The sequence below is a fragment of the Flavisolibacter nicotianae genome (genome assembly GCF_003628535.1).
GTDB lineage: Bacteria > Bacteroidota > Bacteroidia > Chitinophagales > Chitinophagaceae > Flavisolibacter > Flavisolibacter nicotianae.
Genome location: NZ_RBCI01000004.1, coordinates 343,304 through 360,993, shown reverse-complemented (window position 1 = coordinate 360,993; position 17,690 = coordinate 343,304). Strand labels below are relative to the sequence as shown.

13 protein-coding genes are annotated in these 17,690 nt (G+C 48.8%); 8 read left to right on the top strand and 5 right to left on the bottom strand.

Annotated elements, in window-relative coordinates; all coding sequences use genetic code 11:
* Positions 1-126 precede the first annotated feature (126 nt).
* Positions 127-1,047 (top strand): riboflavin biosynthesis protein RibF, encoded by a 921-nt coding sequence (gene ribF / locus D6024_RS13325; protein WP_121355119.1) that lies wholly within the window; start codon positions 127-129, stop codon positions 1,045-1,047.
* Here ribF and holA read toward each other — a convergent pair.
* Positions 1,042-2,046, bottom strand: coding sequence for a DNA polymerase III subunit delta (gene holA / locus D6024_RS13320; RefSeq protein WP_121355369.1), 1,005 nt, complete (start codon positions 2,044-2,046; stop codon positions 1,042-1,044). The genes ribF and holA overlap by 6 nt on opposite strands.
* Positions 2,047-2,163: 117 nt before the next feature.
* Between holA and D6024_RS13315 the strand changes: the two genes are divergently transcribed.
* The 3 genes from D6024_RS13315 (at position 2,164) to smpB (ending at position 4,696) form a co-directional block, all read left to right on the top strand.
* The gene (locus tag D6024_RS13315) at positions 2,164-3,144 is read left to right on the top strand and encodes a hypothetical protein (RefSeq protein WP_121355118.1); all 981 of its coding nucleotides are present in this window, start codon (positions 2,164-2,166) and stop codon (positions 3,142-3,144) included.
* 201 nt (positions 3,145-3,345) lie between these two features.
* Complete coding sequence (gene accD, locus D6024_RS13310; RefSeq protein WP_121355117.1) at positions 3,346-4,260, top strand: acetyl-CoA carboxylase, carboxyltransferase subunit beta; 915 nt, start codon at positions 3,346-3,348, stop codon at positions 4,258-4,260.
* Between the two features lies 1 nt (position 4,261).
* A complete protein-coding gene (gene smpB, locus D6024_RS13305; protein ID WP_121355116.1) occupies positions 4,262-4,696 on the top strand; it encodes an SsrA-binding protein in 435 nt (144 codons plus the stop codon).
* 119 nt (positions 4,697-4,815) lie between these two features.
* On the opposite strand, the gene D6024_RS13300 is transcribed toward smpB, so the two are convergent.
* The 3 genes from D6024_RS13300 to D6024_RS13290 form a co-directional block, all read right to left on the bottom strand.
* Positions 4,816-7,326: a DNA gyrase/topoisomerase IV subunit A gene (locus D6024_RS13300; RefSeq protein ID WP_121355115.1), complete on the bottom strand. Its 2,511-nt coding sequence runs from the start codon at positions 7,324-7,326 to the stop codon at positions 4,816-4,818.
* 64 nt (positions 7,327-7,390) lie between these two features.
* Entirely contained in the window at positions 7,391-8,239 is an 849-nt protein-coding gene (locus D6024_RS13295; RefSeq protein ID WP_121355114.1) for a DUF1835 domain-containing protein, read from the bottom strand.
* A gap of 23 nt (positions 8,240-8,262) precedes the next feature.
* Complete coding sequence (locus D6024_RS13290; protein WP_121355113.1) at positions 8,263-10,179, bottom strand: DNA topoisomerase IV subunit B; 1,917 nt, start codon at positions 10,177-10,179, stop codon at positions 8,263-8,265.
* A 440-nt stretch (positions 10,180-10,619) separates the two neighbouring features.
* On the opposite strand from D6024_RS13290, the gene D6024_RS13285 reads away from it, so the two are divergent.
* Positions 10,620-10,889: a hypothetical protein gene (locus D6024_RS13285; RefSeq protein WP_121355112.1), complete on the top strand. Its 270-nt coding sequence runs from the start codon at positions 10,620-10,622 to the stop codon at positions 10,887-10,889.
* Positions 10,890-11,116: 227 nt separating this feature from the next.
* Positions 11,117-12,562 carry an aminopeptidase P N-terminal domain-containing protein gene (locus tag D6024_RS13280; protein WP_121355111.1) on the top strand — a complete coding sequence of 482 codons (1,446 nt, stop codon included), beginning with the start codon at positions 11,117-11,119 and terminating at the stop codon, positions 12,560-12,562.
* A gap of 102 nt (positions 12,563-12,664) precedes the next feature.
* Here the strand turns inward: D6024_RS13280 and D6024_RS13275 are convergent, their stop codons facing one another.
* A complete protein-coding gene (locus D6024_RS13275) occupies positions 12,665-14,296 on the bottom strand; it encodes an ABC transporter substrate-binding protein (protein WP_121355110.1) in 1,632 nt (543 codons plus the stop codon).
* Positions 14,297-14,358: 62 nt separating this feature from the next.
* Between D6024_RS13275 and D6024_RS13270 the strand changes: the two genes are divergently transcribed.
* Both D6024_RS13270 and D6024_RS13265 read left to right on the top strand, forming a co-directional pair.
* Positions 14,359-16,005 (top strand): M1 family metallopeptidase, encoded by a 1,647-nt coding sequence (locus D6024_RS13270; protein ID WP_121355109.1) that lies wholly within the window; start codon positions 14,359-14,361, stop codon positions 16,003-16,005.
* 67 nt (positions 16,006-16,072) lie between these two features.
* Complete coding sequence (locus D6024_RS13265; protein ID WP_121355108.1) at positions 16,073-17,590, top strand: polysaccharide biosynthesis C-terminal domain-containing protein; 1,518 nt, start codon at positions 16,073-16,075, stop codon at positions 17,588-17,590.
* Positions 17,591-17,690 lie beyond the last annotated feature (100 nt).

The window sequence follows — 17,690 nt, the reverse complement described above, 5'->3', positions numbered from 1 at the left end:
CATTTTTTCGACTGGCCATCTGCCGATACGCCGGAGAATCGAGTGCACCAAAAGCACTTCACCGGTTCACCGGTTCCTTCTGCTGCTGTTCGATATTCGCCTCCCTCCTTATCTTAGCGGCCCTTTATGCAAGTGCACTATGATATCGATCGGCTTCCGGCGTTTACCCATGCGGTGATCACCATCGGCACGTTCGACGGCGTTCACCAGGGGCATCAAAAAATTCTGACGGCACTGAAAGAAGAAGCTGCAAAGGTGCACGGCGAAACGGTCGTTATATCTTTTCATCCTCATCCGCGAAAAATAGTTCAACCGGAAAGAGCCCTGCAACTCCTGAATACCACGACGGAAAAAATCGAACTGCTCGACAAGGCCGGCATCAATCACCTGGTGATCGTACCGTTTACGACGGCGTTTGCCGAACAGACGGCCGAGGAATATATCAGCGACTTCCTGATCCGCCGCTTTCATCCGGCAACCATCATTATCGGCTACGATCATCGTTTTGGAAAAGGTCGTTTGGGCGATTACCACCTGATGGAAGAAAAGGCCGCAACCTTTGCCTACCGGTTGCGTGAAATTCCAAAGCATGTGCTTGACGAAATTGATGTGAGTTCGACGAAGATCAGGAACGCCATCCTGAACAGCGATATCGAAACGGCAAACAAGCTGTTAGGCTATTCCTTTTTCTTTGAAGGAACGGTTGTCCATGGCGACCAGCTTGGCCGCCGGCTGGGTTTTCCGACGGCCAACCTCCGTTACGAAGACAGCGATAAGATCCGGCTCGGACACGGCGTCTATGCCGTTTATGTGGACGTCGAAGGTGTGCGAAAAGGCGGCATGCTTAGCATTGGCAACCGTCCCACACTGACAGGGTCGGATGAACGCATTGAAGTGAATATTTTTGATTTCGACCGGCAGATCTACGGCCAATCGCTTTGCGTTCATGTTGTAAAATACCTGCGGCCGCAGGAAAAATACGCGTCGCTTGACGAATTGATCGAACAACTCCACCGCGACAAGCAAGCCAGCCTCGCGGTTTTATAGCGGCGCAATCATTTTTACCACCATTTCCTTCAGCAATTCCGCATCGTCGGTGCCCGCATCGTTTACGCCAAGATTTCGCAGGTTGTATTCGTACAAAAGGAGCAGGATCTTCTCAATTTCCGGGTACGAAAACCGGGTGGCTGTCGAAACATAATCTTTTACGAAAAAACTGTTGACGCCAAGTGCCGTTGCCACCGAACGTTCATCTTTTGCCGGTACCGAATAAACCACCTGCACTTTGCTAAAGAAATTATAAAGCGAGGGAAAGATCAACTGGATCGGTGCAGCCTTTGGGTTGGAGCCGAAATAATTGACGATTCGAACGGCCTTATAAAGATCACGCTGTGCGATGGCCTGCTGCAATTCAAAGACGTTAAATTCCTTGCTGACACCGACAAATTGTTCGATATCATCTTCAGTGATTTTTTCCCGGTTTTTCAGGTTCAGCGCCAGCTTGTCGATCTCGTTGCTCAGGCGGCTAAGATCGTTTCCAATGTGATCGATCAGCAGAAAAAGCGCTTTTTTGGTGATCGAAAATCCCTTGGCGGTAACCAACTCCGACGTCCAGTCGGGCAAGGCTGAATCATAGATTTTTTTACTGGTAAACAGAACAGCTTTTTCTTTTAAAAGCTTTGCCAGCTTGGTGCGGCCATCGACTTTTTTCCCTTTGTAGGCCACAAAAAGCAGTGTCGAAGAAAGCGGTTTTTCCACGTAGGCTTCGAGCTTTTCAATGCCTTTCAGGTCTTGTGCCTCTTTGATGATCACCACCTGCTTTTCGGCAAACATGGGATAGCGCCGGCATGCATTGACCACATCGGCCCAGGCTGCATCACGGCCATAAAAGATTGTTAAGTTGAATCCGGCCTCGCTTTCCGGCAAAATTTTATGCTCGGCAAACTGGATTACCTGGTCGATAAAAAAATCTTCTTCCCCTTCCAGCCAGTAAACAGGTCTGAACTGGCCTTTCTTGATATCACTGATTATTTTCTCCGGAGTCATGTACGGCAGGTTTAAGCAAAGTTTGTTATTTTTCTGGCACGGTTTTCGAACCGGCGTGGCGAAAATCAAAAATACATCTTCAACCTTTCCAAAAATTGTCAACTTAAAACGTAAACAATGTCAAACACTAATTCTCCTTCATCCAGCACACAAACGACAAGCAGGTCAACTAACAGTACACGCAATGTTTTGATTGGCTTGTTGGCAGCCGGTCTTCTGGGTACCTGGGGGTATGTTTTGTATGATAAAAACAAAACACAGGAAACCATCCAGGTGAAGTCTGCTGAAGTATCCAACGCAACTTCTGCACGGGATTCTGTACAAACCATTTACAACGAAGCTCTGACACGCCTGGACTCACTGGTGGGCAGCAACAACACCCTGACGGGCCAGTTGACCGATCGCCAGACTGAGATTGTAAAGCTGAAAAACCAGATCAACAGCATCATGCGGAATAAGAACGCAACTGCCGGCGATTTGAAAAGAGCAAGAAACCTTATTTCGTCGTTGAACGATAAGATCTCTGGCCTTGAAGCCGAAGTGGCCCGCCTGATGGGTGAAAACCAGCAACTGGCCGCATCAAACACCGTGTTGACGAACGAAAAGCAAACGCTGACAACGAACCTGCAAACAACCACGCAGCAAAAAGAAGAGCTGTCGCAAAAAGTGGATGTCGCATCGACGTTCTCTGCTTCCAATTTCACCATCCGTGGTGTTGATGAAAAAGGCAATGGCAAAGAAAAAGAAACAGACAAGGCAAAGAAAGTCAACAAGCTGATTGTTTCTTTCGATGTTGAAAACCGCATTGCACAATCGGGACCTGCTGATATGTATGTGATCGTAACAGCTCCGGACGGCCAGGTGATCAGCAACCCTTCCATGGGTTCTGGTACGCTGACAACCCGTAACGACGGAGAAAAAACATTCACTACGAAGCAAAGCATCGACTATGTACAGGGTCAGCACCAGACGGTGAGCTTCCCGCTGCGCCAGGACAAGTTCCAAACCGGCGATTACAAAATTGAAGTTTACCACAATGGTTTCAAGATCGCTGAAGGCGTACGCAACCTTCGCAAGAGTGGTTTCTTAGGACTGTAGTCTCATTTCCAATTCCAATAAAATACGCCGCTTCTTTTTGGAGGCGGCTTTTTTTATGAAGGCATGAATCGTCGAAAAGCGAAAGGCCGGAATCAGGAAGGCCTGTTCCGGGCTAACGGGTTGAATTTTGCCTTTTGCCTCTTGAATTTTGACACGACCTTGCAACTTCACCTATATTTGTGCACACTCAATTACAACTAGATGGTATCACCGTTTGAAGATTTCGAGTCGAACCTGGCTGGTGAAGAAGGAAAGACGCCGGAGACAAGAACAAGCTGGTTTAAGCGATTGAAAAAGGGCATTACCACTCCCTCGTCTGAAAAAAAGGAAACGCCGGAAGGCTTGTGGAGCAAGTGCCCGGAATGCAATTACATCTGCACGATCAACGATTTACGGGAAGCGTTATTCGTCTGCCCGAAGTGCGGCTATCACCACCGGATTGGCAGTGATGAATATTACGAGATCCTCTTTGACGACAACCAATACACGGAGCTTTTCGACAACATCCGCTCAAAGGACTTCTTGGGTTTTACCGACCTGAAGCCCTATCAAAAAAGGCTGGAAGAAACCTGGTCGAAGACCGACCTGACGGATAGCATGCGGGTGGCCGTGGGCAAGATCAATGGGCACGAGATTGTTGTTGCAGCCATGGATTTCGAATTCATTGGCGGCTCGCTCGGCAGCGTGATGGGCGAAAAGTTCAGCCGCGCCGTTGATTACTGTCTGGAACACAAACTTCCTTACCTGATCATCTGCAAGAGCGGTGGCGCACGGATGATGGAAAGCGCCTTTTCACTGATGCAACTGGCAAAGACCAGCGGTAAGCTATCGCAACTCGCCGATGCCAGGCTGCCCTATATTTCCTTACTCACCGACCCGACCTTTGGCGGTATCTCAGCTTCTTTCGGTATGCTGGGCGATTTGAACATTGCCGAACCCGGCGCACTGATTGGCTTTGCCGGTCCCCGTGTGATCAAGGAAACCATTAAAAAAGATCTGCCGCCCGGTTTTCAGCGCAGCGAATTTATCCTGGAGCATGGCTTCCTCGACTTTATCGTTCCGCGACCAGATCTGAAAAACAAACTGGGCACCGTGTTGACGCTTTTTAAGAATTAGGATGGAAATCAAAAACAGGCAGGCATATTACGAGTATTTTATCGACGATAAACTTCAGGCCGGCATTTCGCTGCTGGGAACCGAAGTGAAGTCTTTACGTGCCGGTAAGGCCAGCTTTGTGGATGCCTATTGTATTTTTCAAAAAGGCGAACTGTGGCTGAAAGGCATGAATATTTCCGAATATTCACACGGAACGGCCAACAATCATGACCCGGTTCGCGAACGGAAATTATTGCTGACCAAACGTGAATTAAAACGGTGGGAAGCCAAGCTCAAAGAAAAAGGCTACACCATCATTCCGTTGCGAATGTTTTTAAATGATAAAAATTTTGTGAAAGTGGAGATCGGCCTGGCAAAAGGGAAAAAGCTTCACGACAAACGGGAAACCATCAAGCAACGCGACACAGACAGGGAGATCAAACGGTATATCAAGTAATGGCCCTGTCCCGAAAAAAACTTCGGACAGCGACAGACCTGCTTTGTGTTTATTCTCTTCAGTCAATAAAAAATGCCTGTTTTATAAAACAGGCATTTTTCTTTTTATGTTTCGGGAAATCAGAACAGTTCGGCCTGGGTTTTTGCCCCTTCCTTCATCTCCCACTCCATCATCGTGTTTTTATTGAAATCGACCAGCTTGGCGCCGACGGCTTTCCAGCCCATCACATCCACCATCTTTGCGATCTTAAACTTGGAGCTCCGCACCTGCGATCCCTTGCCCGTTTGAACGATCAATACCGGTTCTTCTTCGGTCGACACAGCTTCCAGCAGATTGCCCTTTCCTTCCTTGATGAAAAGAAACTTTGATTTCATGGTCGTCGTTTCAATCCGGAAACGCTTGACATTGTATTGCTGCTTTTCGTTGTCCAGGTAAATGGCAGTAATGACACGTTCGGGGTCGAATTTTTCAACCAGCATCACTTCTTCCGGGTTGAATCGCTGCGTCAGTTCCTGGTCGGTGATCTCGTAGGTGCCGTCGTTGTTGATGACAAGGATGCGGTCTTCCGCATCAAAATCACCCAGTTCAACTCCTTTGCCATCATGATTGAGGCGTCCGAACTTGTCATCAAACCAAAGCTTGATGCTGCCAAGTGTGGCAACGCCGGCTTCCTTAAACTTCACGGCACGAACCGGGTATTTCGATACCTGGTTGCCGATACTGCCACGGTTTTTGATCTCGAGTTCTTCAAAATAAAAATCGAATTCCTTGATGCGTGCCGTGCAGGCAGGACTCAAGATGATCCGGACGACTTCCGCCTCACCATTCGGGTTGATGGTGAGGTAATGAACCTTGCTTTTATCGCTGCCCTTCGTCAGGTCGTATTCCTTGTCGCGTGTTACACCGGTTACATTGAAACGTTTGGCAAAGGTTGTTCCGGATCCACCATCCGTGTAAATGAGGTTATAGGTTGTTCGTTCGTCGCCCTTGCGGAAAACGTTGGCATAAAGAATGTCTTTGCCGATAAAGACCTTATCCTGCACCTTCACCACCTTCATGACGCCGCGTTTGGTAATGGCGATGATGTCATCCAGGTCGGAACATTCTACCAGGAATTCGTCTTTTTTCAGCGAGGTGCCGATAAAACCTTCGGCGCGGTTGATGAAAATACGGGTGTTGGCGATGGCAACGTGTTTGGCTTCGATGGTTTCGAAAACCTTGATTTCCGTTTTCCGTTCGCGGCCTTTGCCATATTTCTTCAGGAGCCCTTCGAAATAAGAAATCGCATACTCGGTCAGGTGCTCCAGGTCATATTTTACCTGTTTGATCTGTGCTTCGAGGTCGCGAATTTGGGCATTCAGTTCGTCGATATCCAACCGGTAAATCCGGCGCACAGGCTTTTCGGTCAGCTTTAGAATATCTTCCCTGGAGATCTCTCTTTTCAGTTTCTTTTTGAATGGATCAAAGGCTTTGTCAATTGCTGCAATCACTTTGTCCCAGGTCTCGTACTTTTTCTCCAGTTCCTTGTAAATCTTTTCTTCAAAGAAGATTTTCTCCAGCGACGTATAGTGCCACTTTTCATTCAGTTCGCCCAGTTTGATTTCGAGTTCTTTTTGCAGAAGATCCCGTGTGTTGTCGGTCGAAACTTTTAATAGGTCGTAAACCGAAACGAAGTGTGGCCGCTGGTCAATGATCACACAGGCGTTGGGCGCTATGGATACTTCACAGTCGGTGAATTTATACAGCGCGTCGATGGTGATATCGGGAGAAATACCCGGCGCCAGATCAACCTGGATTTCCACCTCGGCCGCCGTGTTGTCCGTTACTTTTTTGATTTTGATCTTTCCCGCATCATTGGCTTTGACAATGCTGTCCATCAATCCGGTTGTCGTTACACCGTAGGGAACACTTTTAATCAAAAGCGTTTTCTTGTCAAATTCTTCGATGTGGGCCCGCACTTTCACCCGGCCGCCGCGTTGCCCGTTGTTGTAATCGGTCACGTCGATCATTGCGCCGGTGGCCTGGAAATCTGGGTAAAGGTCAAACTTGCGGCCTTTGAGGTATTTGATCGATGCTTCGCAAAGCTCGATAAAGTTGTGGGGTAAAATTTTTGTGGACAGGCCAACTGCAATTCCCTCAGCACCCTGTGCCAGCAGCAAGGGAAATTTTACCGGCAGCGTTACCGGTTCGTTTTTACGGCCATCATAACTTAATTGCCAGACCGTTGTTTTGGGATTGAACACCACTTCCAGGGCAAATTTGCTCAGGCGGCCTTCAATGTAACGGGACGCCGCGGCATCGTCGCCGGTGCGTACATCACCCCAGTTTCCCTGCGTTTCAATCAGCAGGTCTTTCTGCCCCATGTTCACCAGTGCATCGCCGATGGAGGCATCACCATGTGGGTGGTACTGCATGGTTTGCCCGATAATATTGGCCACCTTGTTGAACCGTCCATCATCCATTTCTTTCATGGCATGCAGGATACGGCGCTGCACGGGTTTCAAACCGTCTTCCACGGCCGGCACGGCCCGTTCGAGGATCACATAAGAGGCGTAATCCAAAAACCAGGTTTTGTATTGCCCGTTGATCCCATGATCGGTTTGTACGTGTTCGAAATTTTTGTTTTTCATGCTCGTAGTGCTCGTTTTTTTATATCTCTAACAGACTTAGAAGGTCCACTAGAGAATCTGTTGATTATTGGATTGTTGTTTCCTCCGTTGTAACCGGTGCTTCCGTTTTCAGCTTTACGTCAAATTCCTTCCAGCCTTTTGCCGTTTCGCCGATGATCTCGATTTTTTCTTCTGCCGCCAGGTTGATCATGCGCCACAAAAGATAAACGTCGCCGGTTTTGATTTTCATTTTGCCAAGAATAGCAGCCATCGCTTTTGCCCCCTTTTGCGGCTCGGCTGTCAACCCGGCTAAAATATCCTTGTCATAAAAGTCGGCGTCCTTGCTGACGATCTTTTTACCGCCTTCAAGGATGCGGACCATGGCATTTTCGGCACAAAGCTTTCTCCATTCATCCGGGTCCACTTCAAATTCGCTGAGCGTGATTTTCCGGTTCAGCTTTTTGGCTTTCAAAAACTCTTTCGGCTGAATCTGGTGAATCGCCGTCGGGTAAAAAATGTTGCCCTTTTCATTAATGAAGGGAAGGTTGTTCAGGTAAAGCACAAGAATGCGACCCTGGTAATCGGCCAACTGCGACATCAGCCAGTAATAGCCACAAACGTCGTGTTGGTTTTGTCCCATCCAGATCCAGACTTCCTCTTTTTCGCTTTCCTCCAGTGATTTTTTCAGGTTGTGCACCAGGAGCCGGTCGTCTACCATTTCCATCAACTGGTCGGTGTTGTACGGCGATAGTTCCAACAGGCGCCGCCACCATTCCCGCCGCTGCTGGTAGCCGTCCACTTCGTAGATATTTTCTACCGGCCCCACGGCATAGTCATCCCGTACGATCAGCACTTCGCCGGCCAATGATTCGTCAAGCTCCTGTGCCTGTTTCAGCACGGCAATGTCAGCTTCCTGAAAAACTATGTGTATCATCTTTCTTTTCGCAGTTTTCGTGTTTATGCCATGGCTTCTACTGGTTCTTCCACCGTATCCAATTCAACCTTGAGGTTGTTGATAATGAATTCCTGTCTTTCCTGGGTATTCTTACCCATGTAATATTCCAGCAGGTGCTGAATATGGTCGCCGTGCTCCAGGATAACCGGCTGCAAACGCATTTCATCGCCGATAAAGCGGCCAAATTCGTCCGGCGAAATTTCCCCTAATCCTTTAAAGCGGGTGATCTCCGGTTTAGCGCCCAGCTTTTTTACGGCCGCCTGCTTTTCCTGTTCGGAATAACAGTAGATCGTTTGTTGCTTGTTCCGTACCCGGAAGAGCGGCGTTTCCAAAATATAGACGTGGTTGTTCTTGACAAGATCAGGGAAGAACTGCAGGAAGAAGGTCATGATCAGCAGGCGAATGTGCATGCCGTCCACGTCGGCATCGGTGGCAATGACAATGCGGTTGAAGCGCAGGCCGTCCATTCCTTCTTCGATATTCAGCGCATGCTGCAACAGGTTCAGCTCCTCGTTCTCGTATACCACTTTTTTGGTCATGCCAAAGCAGTTCAGCGGCTTGCCGCGAAGACTGAAAACCGCTTGGGTTTCAACGGCCCTTGCCTTGGTGATGGAGCCACTAGCCGAGTCACCCTCGGTAATAAAGATGGTCGTCTCTTTTTGCGTGGCAAAGAACTCCTGCTTTCCTTTTGCCGGTGGCTCGTCGTTCAGGTGAAAGCGGCAGTCGCGCAGCTTGCGGTTGTGCAGGTTGGCTTTTTTGGCTCTTTCGTTCGCCAGTTTTTTAATGCCGGCCAGTTCTTTCCGTTCCCGCTCGCTTTGCTCGATCTTTTTCTTCAGTGCTTCGGCAACGGAAGAATTTTTATGCAGAAAGTTGTCCAGCTGTTTGGATAAAAACTCGTACACAAACTGGCGCATCGTTGGACCGCCTTCATCCACGTTCAGTGAGCCGAGTTTGGTCTTGGTCTGCGACTCAAAAACGGGTTCAACCACCCGCACAGATACAGCGGCCACAATACCCTGGCGGATATCCGCTGCGTCATAGTCTTTTTTGAAGAAGTCGCGGATCACCTTTACATAGGCCTCCCGGAAGGCTGCCTGGTGGGTACCACCCTGCGTGGTGTGCTGGCCGTTGACAAACGAATGGTAATCTTCGCCGTAATCATTGTTGTGGGTAAGGGCCACTTCAATATCGTCACCTTTCAGGTGAATAATCGGATAGCGAAGCCCTTCCGGTGCGGTATCGGCGTTCGTTTCCCGGGTAAGCAGGTCCAGCAAACCGTTGCGGCTCATATAAGACTTGCCGTTGAAAGAGATTTTTAGTCCGGCATTCAGGAAACAGTAGTTCCAGATCTGCTTTTCGAGGTATTCGGGAATGAAATGGAAGTTCTTAAACACCGTATCGTCCGGCACGAAGGTCACCAGGGTGCCGTTCTGTTCGTCGGTTTTCGCTTCTTTGTGCTCGCGGACCAGGTTGCCCCGTTCAAATTCGGCCATTTTTACCTTGCCTTCGCGGTGCGACGACACCTTAAAGTAATTGCTCAGGGCGTTCACCGCTTTGGTACCTACGCCATTCAGGCCCACGCTTTTTTGGAAAACCTTGCTGTCGTACTTGGCGCCTGTATTGATCTTGCTCACCACATCCACGACTTTTCCCAAGGGGATACCGCGGCCATAGTCCCGAACGGTGACAGTTTTGTCTTTTATAGAAATCTCCACGGTCTTTCCATAACCCATGGTGTATTCGTCAATACAGTTATCGAGAACTTCTTTTACCAATACATAAATACCATCGTCGGGGCTGGAACCGTCGCCCAGTTTGCCGATATACATCCCCGGGCGGAGCCGGATGTGTTCTTTCCAGTCAAGACTTTTGATACTGTCTTCGGTGTATTCGAAGAGGTTTTTTTTTGTTTCTGCCATAGGAGTTTTTCAAATCTCGGTTTGCGAAAATAGGCTTCTGATTCCAATCCATTCCGCCAATCTGGCAATTGCAGCAGTCAGCACGTAGAAAAAGCAGATTACGGAAACAAACGGCGAATGGTAAAAAAAACCGGTTGTTTTCAATTGGTTCAAAAGCAGGCAAATATAAGGAAATTCGGTTCGCATTTTACTAAAAAAATTAGTTTTTTGAAAATATTTTCTATCTGGAAAATTGCCGATTTATTGTTGAAAATCAATAAGATATAACCTTACATTTTTTTTAGCGAAGCGGTGTTTGTCAAAATCCGAAAAGGCCTAATTTTGACCCATGAGCAGAAGGAATTTTTGAGGTTCTTGGACCCTACTAACCCCGATCGCAGAGTACTACCCATTAAGTCAACGCAAGAAAAGTTAATAACCACCTAAAACGGAGGAAGAACATGTATTCGTATGGATTGCTGGAACCTGGATGTTATTACCTGGTGCAGGAAGAATTTGACTCCATTATTGAACTCGTAAAAGTGACTGTCGAAACCGATCACTGTCTTTATGTATTTAAATACCAGGATGAACTGATCACGGAATGGCGCCGGAAAACCGACCCGATTTATGATATCATTGAATGCCTTGATGACAAAAAGGTCGAGGCATGGGAAAAACAATACAACAGCAACAACGAAGAATCGTATTACGAAGAAGACGAAGAGTAAGGGCGAGGCAGACAGATAGACAAGGAAGGATGAATGTAGAAGGGGTTTCAGTGCAGCGTTCCCCTTTACGGGCGGACTGCTGTTCAATGAAGGCTAAGCAGCGAGGATTCTTTCAACTTTCGATATTCCTTGTTTGTCTGTTCTGCAACTCAACTCCCTGTTCCTCTGTTCGGTATTCTTGCATAGCATAACAGCTTCTGCTTATTTTTAGAGCAAATTCTGCTTCTATGCAACGAAAGCTATTCGGCTGTTTCTTCCTGTTTATTGTAACGGTATTTTCGGCCGCCAGCCAGAAAGATGTCCCGACCGACTACCTGCCCAAAGAGTTTCACAAAGGGCGCCGGGAGGCGGCCCGTGCGCTGATGCCCGACAGCAGCGTGATGGTTGTCTTTGCGGCTTCTCCACGCACCTTCTCCAACGACGTGGAGTACCTCTATCATCAAAACCCCGACCTGTATTATTTTACCGGTTACAAAGAGCCGCATGCGGTTTTGTTTCTCTTTAAGGATGCGCAAACAGCACCAGACGGCAGCTCCTACAACGAATTGTTTTTTGTGCAGGAAAAAAATCCCGTGATGGAACAGTGGACCGGCCGGCGACTCGGCGACCAGGGTGCCAAAGAAAAGCTGGGTATTGCCGCTGTTTACACCGGGAATAAATTCAAAGAGTTTCCGCTCGATCTGTCATCCTTTCCGAAAATCATCATGGACGTGTTGCCTGTTGACGTAAAGAAAGGCCGCGGCGACGGTGACCTGTACAATCTTCTGCAGCAGTTCAGGACCAAGGCTGCCCTGGCTGATGAAAAAGACCCGCGTCTCGACTATAAAGCCTTTCGGCAAATCACGTCAAAGCTCCGCGAGACCAAGACCCCGGAGGAAATGTACATGCTCCGGAAAGCCGTTGAGATTTCCTGCATGGCGCACAACGAAGTGATGAAAACACTGCGCCCCGATATGTCGGAACTGGAAATCCAGGGCCTGATGGAATATGTGCACAAACGGTATGGTTCGGAAGAAGTGGGCTATGGCTCAATTGTCGGTGCCGGTGAAAACGGCTGCATCCTGCACTACATGGAAAACAGCCGGACGAAAATCGGCAACGACCTGTTGCTGATGGACGTGGGTGCTTCCTACCACGGCTATTCTGCCGACGTCACACGGACTATCCCGGCCCGTGGTAAATTTTCGCCGGAAGAACGCACGATTTACCAACTGGTCTACGATGCGCAGGAAGCCGCTTTTAAAACCCTCAAGGACGGTTCTACCTGGGCTGATGCCAGCAAAGCTGCCAATGAAGTGATCGGCAACGGCCTGCTCAGGCTGGGAATCATCAAAGACAAAAAAGATATCCGTAAGTACTATCCGCACGGACTTGGTCATCACATCGGGCTGGATGTGCACGACAAGAGCGAATACGGTCCGCTGAAAAAAGACATGGTGATCACGATTGAACCCGGGATTTACATCATGCCCAACAGCGACTGCGATAAAAAATGGTGGGGCATTGGCGTTCGCATCGAAGACGATGCGCTGATCACCGAAAAAGGGTATGAACTGCTTTCGGCTTTTGCGCCCCGTTCCATCGAAGCAGTGGAAAAGCTGATGGCCGAAAACAGCGTGATCGATAATTACAAGCTGCCCGCACTAAAAACAGTACAGAAAAAACCGTTTTAACAGCAGCGCCGGCTTTTTAATGTCAATGGCCAATGTTGAATTACGAGGTTTCTACCTCTCCACTCGGCATTGGCCATTGACATTTTTATTTACCACTCCACATTATTTCCGTTTGATCTGCGTATTGCGGAGTTCGAGCAGGTTGAGGGCATTGGGTACAAAACCAATAACGGTAGGCTGTACCAGGTGCACGGCAACGTCGTACCAAAGCGGTACGACCGGTGCGTCTTTCATCATCAACTGGTCGGCCTGCCGGTACAACTGGTAACGAAGGGAATCATTGGTTTCCGCTATGGCTTTTTCAAACAAGGCATCGAACGCTGGATTTTGATAGCGGGTATAGTTTGGCGGCGCAGGATTTTTTGAGTAAAACACCGACAAATAATTCTCCGCATCGGGATAATCGGCAATCCAGCTGCCGCGAAAAAATGAAGCCCTTGAATTGGACGTCAGGTCGAGCAACAGCGATTTCTGCACGGCATCTACCTGGACGTTCAGGCCAATTTCTTCCAGTTGGCGGGCAATGTAGCTGGCAATGTCGGAGTAGATCGGGATCGTGTATAACTTGATGACGGGTGAATTTCCCCGACTGATTCCCGCCTCTTCCACCAGCTTCCGGGCCAGTTGCGGATTGTACTCATATCCCTTTACCTGGAGCGAATCGAAAGAAGGCAGGCCTGCCGGCACAAAACCCGAAGTGGCCGGTATGCCCAGTGAATTTCGCAGGTACAGGACCATTTTTCGCCGGTCAAATCCATAATTGATGGCTTGCCTGATCTTCTGCAGGCGAAGGGGGGACGATTTCACCAGGGGATTTTTATCGTCTACCAAAATGCCAAAGTATTCGATGTTCAAATAAGGATGGGTGTGCAGGCTGATCTTGTTTTGCCAGTCTTTGCGCAGTGTACCGTTCTTCGTCAGAACTTCATCCTTAAACGAAGCGTCGATGTCATTGATGAAGTCCAGTTTTCCCTGGCGGAACAGGAGAAACTCGGTTGCCTTGCTATCGTAAAAACTGATTTTGACGCCGTCGAGATAGGGCAGCCGCCTTCCGGCGGCATCGGTTTCAAAATACTTCAGATTTTTTTGGAGCACCATCGCCTGCCCTTCTTCCCAGGCCACGAAACGGAAAGGTCCTGATCCCACCGCCTGGCGCCGGAAATCGGTACCGTATTTTTCCACCGCCTCGTGCGGTACAATGGAGCAATATTGCATCGACAAAATGCCAAGGATCGGTTGATAGGGCCGCTGCAACTTCAACTGAAACGTTGTGTCGTCCACCGCCTTGAACCCCTCGGCGCTGTCGACTTTCCCGTTAAAAACCCAGGCGCCGGGACTGGCAGTTGCTTTTGCTACAAGGCGATTGAAACTATACACCACATCCGGTGCGGTCAGACGCCGGCCCTTCCCGTTTGGAAAACAGGGATCATCGTGAAAAAAAACATCACCGCGTAAAAAAAAGGTGTAGGTTTTTTTGTCGGGTGCAATCTCCCACCGCCTGGCAAGGGAAGGAACAATGTGCAGGTTGCTGTCCACTTCCACCAGCGTATTGTACAACTGGTGAATGACCCACATGATGGACTGGTTCTTTGCAAACGCCGGATCGATCGACGCCACACCGGTCGTTTCGTTGTAATGAAAAATGGCAGTTTCTTCTTTTTCGCCGCTGTAGCAGGAAGCCAGGATAAACAAAAAAAGACAGGGAATGGTTAAATATTTGGTACGACGGAACATATGCATCACAGTAACCGTCTAAATTAGCGAACGATTCGGATTGTCAACCTGAAAACCCAGCGATGAAACAGTTTTGGCCTGCGTTCTCTTTTATTTTCTTCTTATCTGCAAGTGCAACAGCTCAAACAGCGAAGCAAACGTTTTCCCATCTCGATACCTTGTTTGGCAGCAATACGCCGCAGCGTTCCTGGTGGGATGTGCAGCGATACGATGTGTCCGTAACCCCCGATATAGACACCAAAACGATTTCCGGCAGAACAACCCTGACCTATTCGGTACTGACCGATCAGCATGATGATTACCTGCAGGTGGATTTGCAACAGCCCCTGGAGATCGACAGTATTTTTTACAACGGCAAGCGCTATGTCAGTGATCCCGCCCGACCCATTTATTCAGCCGGCGGTCATTGGTTTATCTCGCTGCCGCAAGCGGCCAAAGGCACGACGCAGCAACTGACAATCGTATACCACGGCAAGCCGAAAGAAGCGCATAATCCGCCGTGGGAAGGAGGCTGGGTCTGGAAGAAAGACAAGCAAGGCCGTACCTGGGTTAGCGTTGCCTGCGAAGACGATGGTGCTTCGCTTTGGTATCCCTGCAAAGACATGTGGAGCGATGAACCCGATAAAGGAGCGTCGCTGACCATCAATGTGCCGGAAGAACTGGCCGCCGTTGGCAACGGCCGGTTGAAACAGCGGGTTGTGGCGGATGGAAAAGCCAGTTACACCTGGGAAGTGACGGCTCCGATCAACGCCTACAACATCATCCCCTACATCGGGCATTATGTCTCGTGGACTGATACGCTTTCAGGAGAAAAAGGTAAACTGGATCTTGCTTACTGGGTGCTCGACTATGAGAAAACAAAAGCCGAAAAACAATTTGAGCAAGTAAAGCCCATGTTCAGGGCCTTCGAGCACTGGTTTGGCCCCTATCCTTTTTATACCGATGGCTATAAATTGGTCCAGTCGCCCTACCTGGGTATGGAACACCAAAGCGCCGTGGCTTATGGCAATGGATTCATGAACGGCTACCTCGGGACTGACCTTTCCGGTACAGGCTGGGGACTCAAATGGGATTATATCATCGTGCACGAAAGCGGGCACGAATGGTTTGGAAACAACATCACTGCAAAAGACATTGCCGACATGTGGGTGCACGAGGGCTTTACCGATTATTCGGAAACATTGTTTACCGAATACTATTATGGAAAAAATGCGGGCAATGATTACACGCAGGGACTGCGAAAAGGCATCGCCAACGATAAACCCATCATCGGCCCCTATGGCGTGCACAAACCCGGTAGCGACGACCAGTACAACAAAGGCTCCAACGTTCTGCATACGATCCGGCAAATCATCAATGATGATGAGAAGTTCCGGCAAATTCTTCGTGGGCTGAATGAAACGTTTTACCACCAAACGGTAACAACAAAACAGGTAGAAGACTACATCAGCCAAAAGAGCGGCAGGGATCTCCGCAACGTGTTTGATCAATATCTCCGCACGACCAAAGTTCCGACACTGGAGTACAAGCGATCGGGCAAAACAGTTCGATACCGCTGGGCCAATGCTATAAAAGGTTTCGATATGCCGGTCAGGTTGACGAATGGCGATCTTATTGGTCCGACCGAAAATTGGAAGACCCTTACTTTGCCTAACACCGTACAATTTGACGTGGATAAAAACTTTTACATCAATCTACGAAAACTGTGATTTCTTTGCCGCGAATGAAAAATGACCTGACCGTTTTGTCGGTTCCATCCAAATCCGGGTTTGATCAATGAGCACCATCCGAAAGCAAAGCATTGTTGCCTCTGTTGTGGTGTATGCCGGCTTTGCGCTGGGTTTTTTCAACACCTTTCTCTTTACACGGCAAGGTGGTTTTACCAAAGAGCAGTTTGGCTTAACGGCCATTTTTGTGGCCATCGGTCACATGATGTATTCGGTGGCAAGTGTGGGGATGCCCGCATACATCAACAAGTTTTTTCCCTACTACAAGGCGCACCTCCCAGCCAGGAAAAGCGACCAGATGACCTGGGCCCTGCTCCTGCCCTGTATTGGTTTTTTGGTGGTGCTGGCGCTGGGCATCTTATTCAGGGGGCCGCTGGTAGGCAAAATCTTTAACAACTCGCCAGAGTTGCTGCAATATTATTACTGGCTCTTTCCGTTTGGATTTGGCTTCACCCTGTTCATGGTGCTGGATGTGTACACCTGGCAGTTGCACAAAGCTGTTTTAAGCAATGTGATGAAGGAGATCGTTTTCCGTGCCTTTGTTACGGTGCTGATCGGGTTGACGATGGTTGGTGTCATTTCCAGTTTCGACACCTTTATCGGCCTCTATGCGTTTGTGTATATTGGATTGGTGGTATTCCTGCTCGTCTTCCTGGGGAGCAGGGGCTTGTTGCATTTCCATTTTAAACCGACGAGGGTCACGCAGAAATTCCGGAAAAAGATCATTGCGCTGATTGGTTATGTCTGGACAGGCGGCCTTGTTTTCAGCATTGCTTCGGTGATCGACACCTTGTTTATTGCAGCCGTTTTACCCAACGGGATTGGTGCTGCCGGTGTATTTACTTTTGGACAGTATATGACGAGCCTGATCCAGGCGCCGCAGCGGGCAGTCGTTTCCGCAGCCACGGGGCCACTCTCCCAGGCCTGGCGGGAGAAAGATTACGGCAAAATAAGACGCATTTACCACCGCTCCTCTATCAACCAGTTATTGTTTTCCTGTGCAATGTTTTCACTTATCTGGTTGAACTTCGAAGACGGGATCAGCACGTTTCACCTGCAACCAGCCTACCTCGGAGCGAAATGGGTGTTTTTCTACCTGGGCCTGACCCGCATTGTGGACATGGGCACCGGCGTAAACGCACAGATCATCGGCACGTCCACCTACTGGCGGTTCGAATTCACCACAGGACTCATTTTGCTTGGATTGATGTTGCCGCTTAATTATATTCTTACACGGAAATTTGGCATGTACGGCCCTGCCATTTCGAGCCTGATTTCGTTTACCGTATACAACACCATCCGTTACCTGTTTCTTCTGCGAAAACTCGCTATGCAGCCCTTCGACCGGAAAACACTTTATGCCCTCGTGCTGGCTGCCCTCTGTTTTGTAGTCGCTTATTTCCTTTTTCATAACAAAACCGGGTTGCAATGGATCATACTCCGGAGCCTTGTTTTTTTCCTGCCCTTTGTTTTGGGAACCATCCAGCTCAAACTCTCACCCGATGCCATCCCGGTTTGGCATACGCTGAAAAAAAGGCTTGGACTGAGTCGTGGTGTGAAGCCATAAGTCATAGACGACTCTCTTTTACTCTACATTTTTTTAAGGATGTGAAACCATTCCCTGGGCTTTCAGCAGGTAAAGGACCATTACTGTGGAAACCCAGTCG

Coding starts and splice junctions, on each gene's coding strand:
- ribF (WP_121355119.1), top strand. CDS start 127: ATGCAAGTGCACTATGATATCGATCGGCTTCCGGCGTTTACCCATGCG.
- holA (WP_121355369.1), bottom strand. CDS start 2,046: ATGACTCCGGAGAAAATAATCAGTGATATCAAGAAAGGCCAGTTCAGA.
- D6024_RS13315 (WP_121355118.1), top strand. CDS start 2,164: ATGTCAAACACTAATTCTCCTTCATCCAGCACACAAACGACAAGCAGG.
- accD (WP_121355117.1), top strand. CDS start 3,346: ATGGTATCACCGTTTGAAGATTTCGAGTCGAACCTGGCTGGTGAAGAA.
- smpB (WP_121355116.1), top strand. CDS start 4,262: ATGGAAATCAAAAACAGGCAGGCATATTACGAGTATTTTATCGACGAT.
- D6024_RS13300 (WP_121355115.1), bottom strand. CDS start 7,326: ATGAAAAACAAAAATTTCGAACACGTACAAACCGATCATGGGATCAAC.
- D6024_RS13295 (WP_121355114.1), bottom strand. CDS start 8,239: ATGATACACATAGTTTTTCAGGAAGCTGACATTGCCGTGCTGAAACAG.
- D6024_RS13290 (WP_121355113.1), bottom strand. CDS start 10,179: ATGGCAGAAACAAAAAAAAACCTCTTCGAATACACCGAAGACAGTATC.
- D6024_RS13285 (WP_121355112.1), top strand. CDS start 10,620: ATGTATTCGTATGGATTGCTGGAACCTGGATGTTATTACCTGGTGCAG.
- D6024_RS13280 (WP_121355111.1), top strand. CDS start 11,117: ATGCAACGAAAGCTATTCGGCTGTTTCTTCCTGTTTATTGTAACGGTA.
- D6024_RS13275 (WP_121355110.1), bottom strand. CDS start 14,296: ATGTTCCGTCGTACCAAATATTTAACCATTCCCTGTCTTTTTTTGTTT.
- D6024_RS13270 (WP_121355109.1), top strand. CDS start 14,359: ATGAAACAGTTTTGGCCTGCGTTCTCTTTTATTTTCTTCTTATCTGCA.
- D6024_RS13265 (WP_121355108.1), top strand. CDS start 16,073: ATGAGCACCATCCGAAAGCAAAGCATTGTTGCCTCTGTTGTGGTGTAT.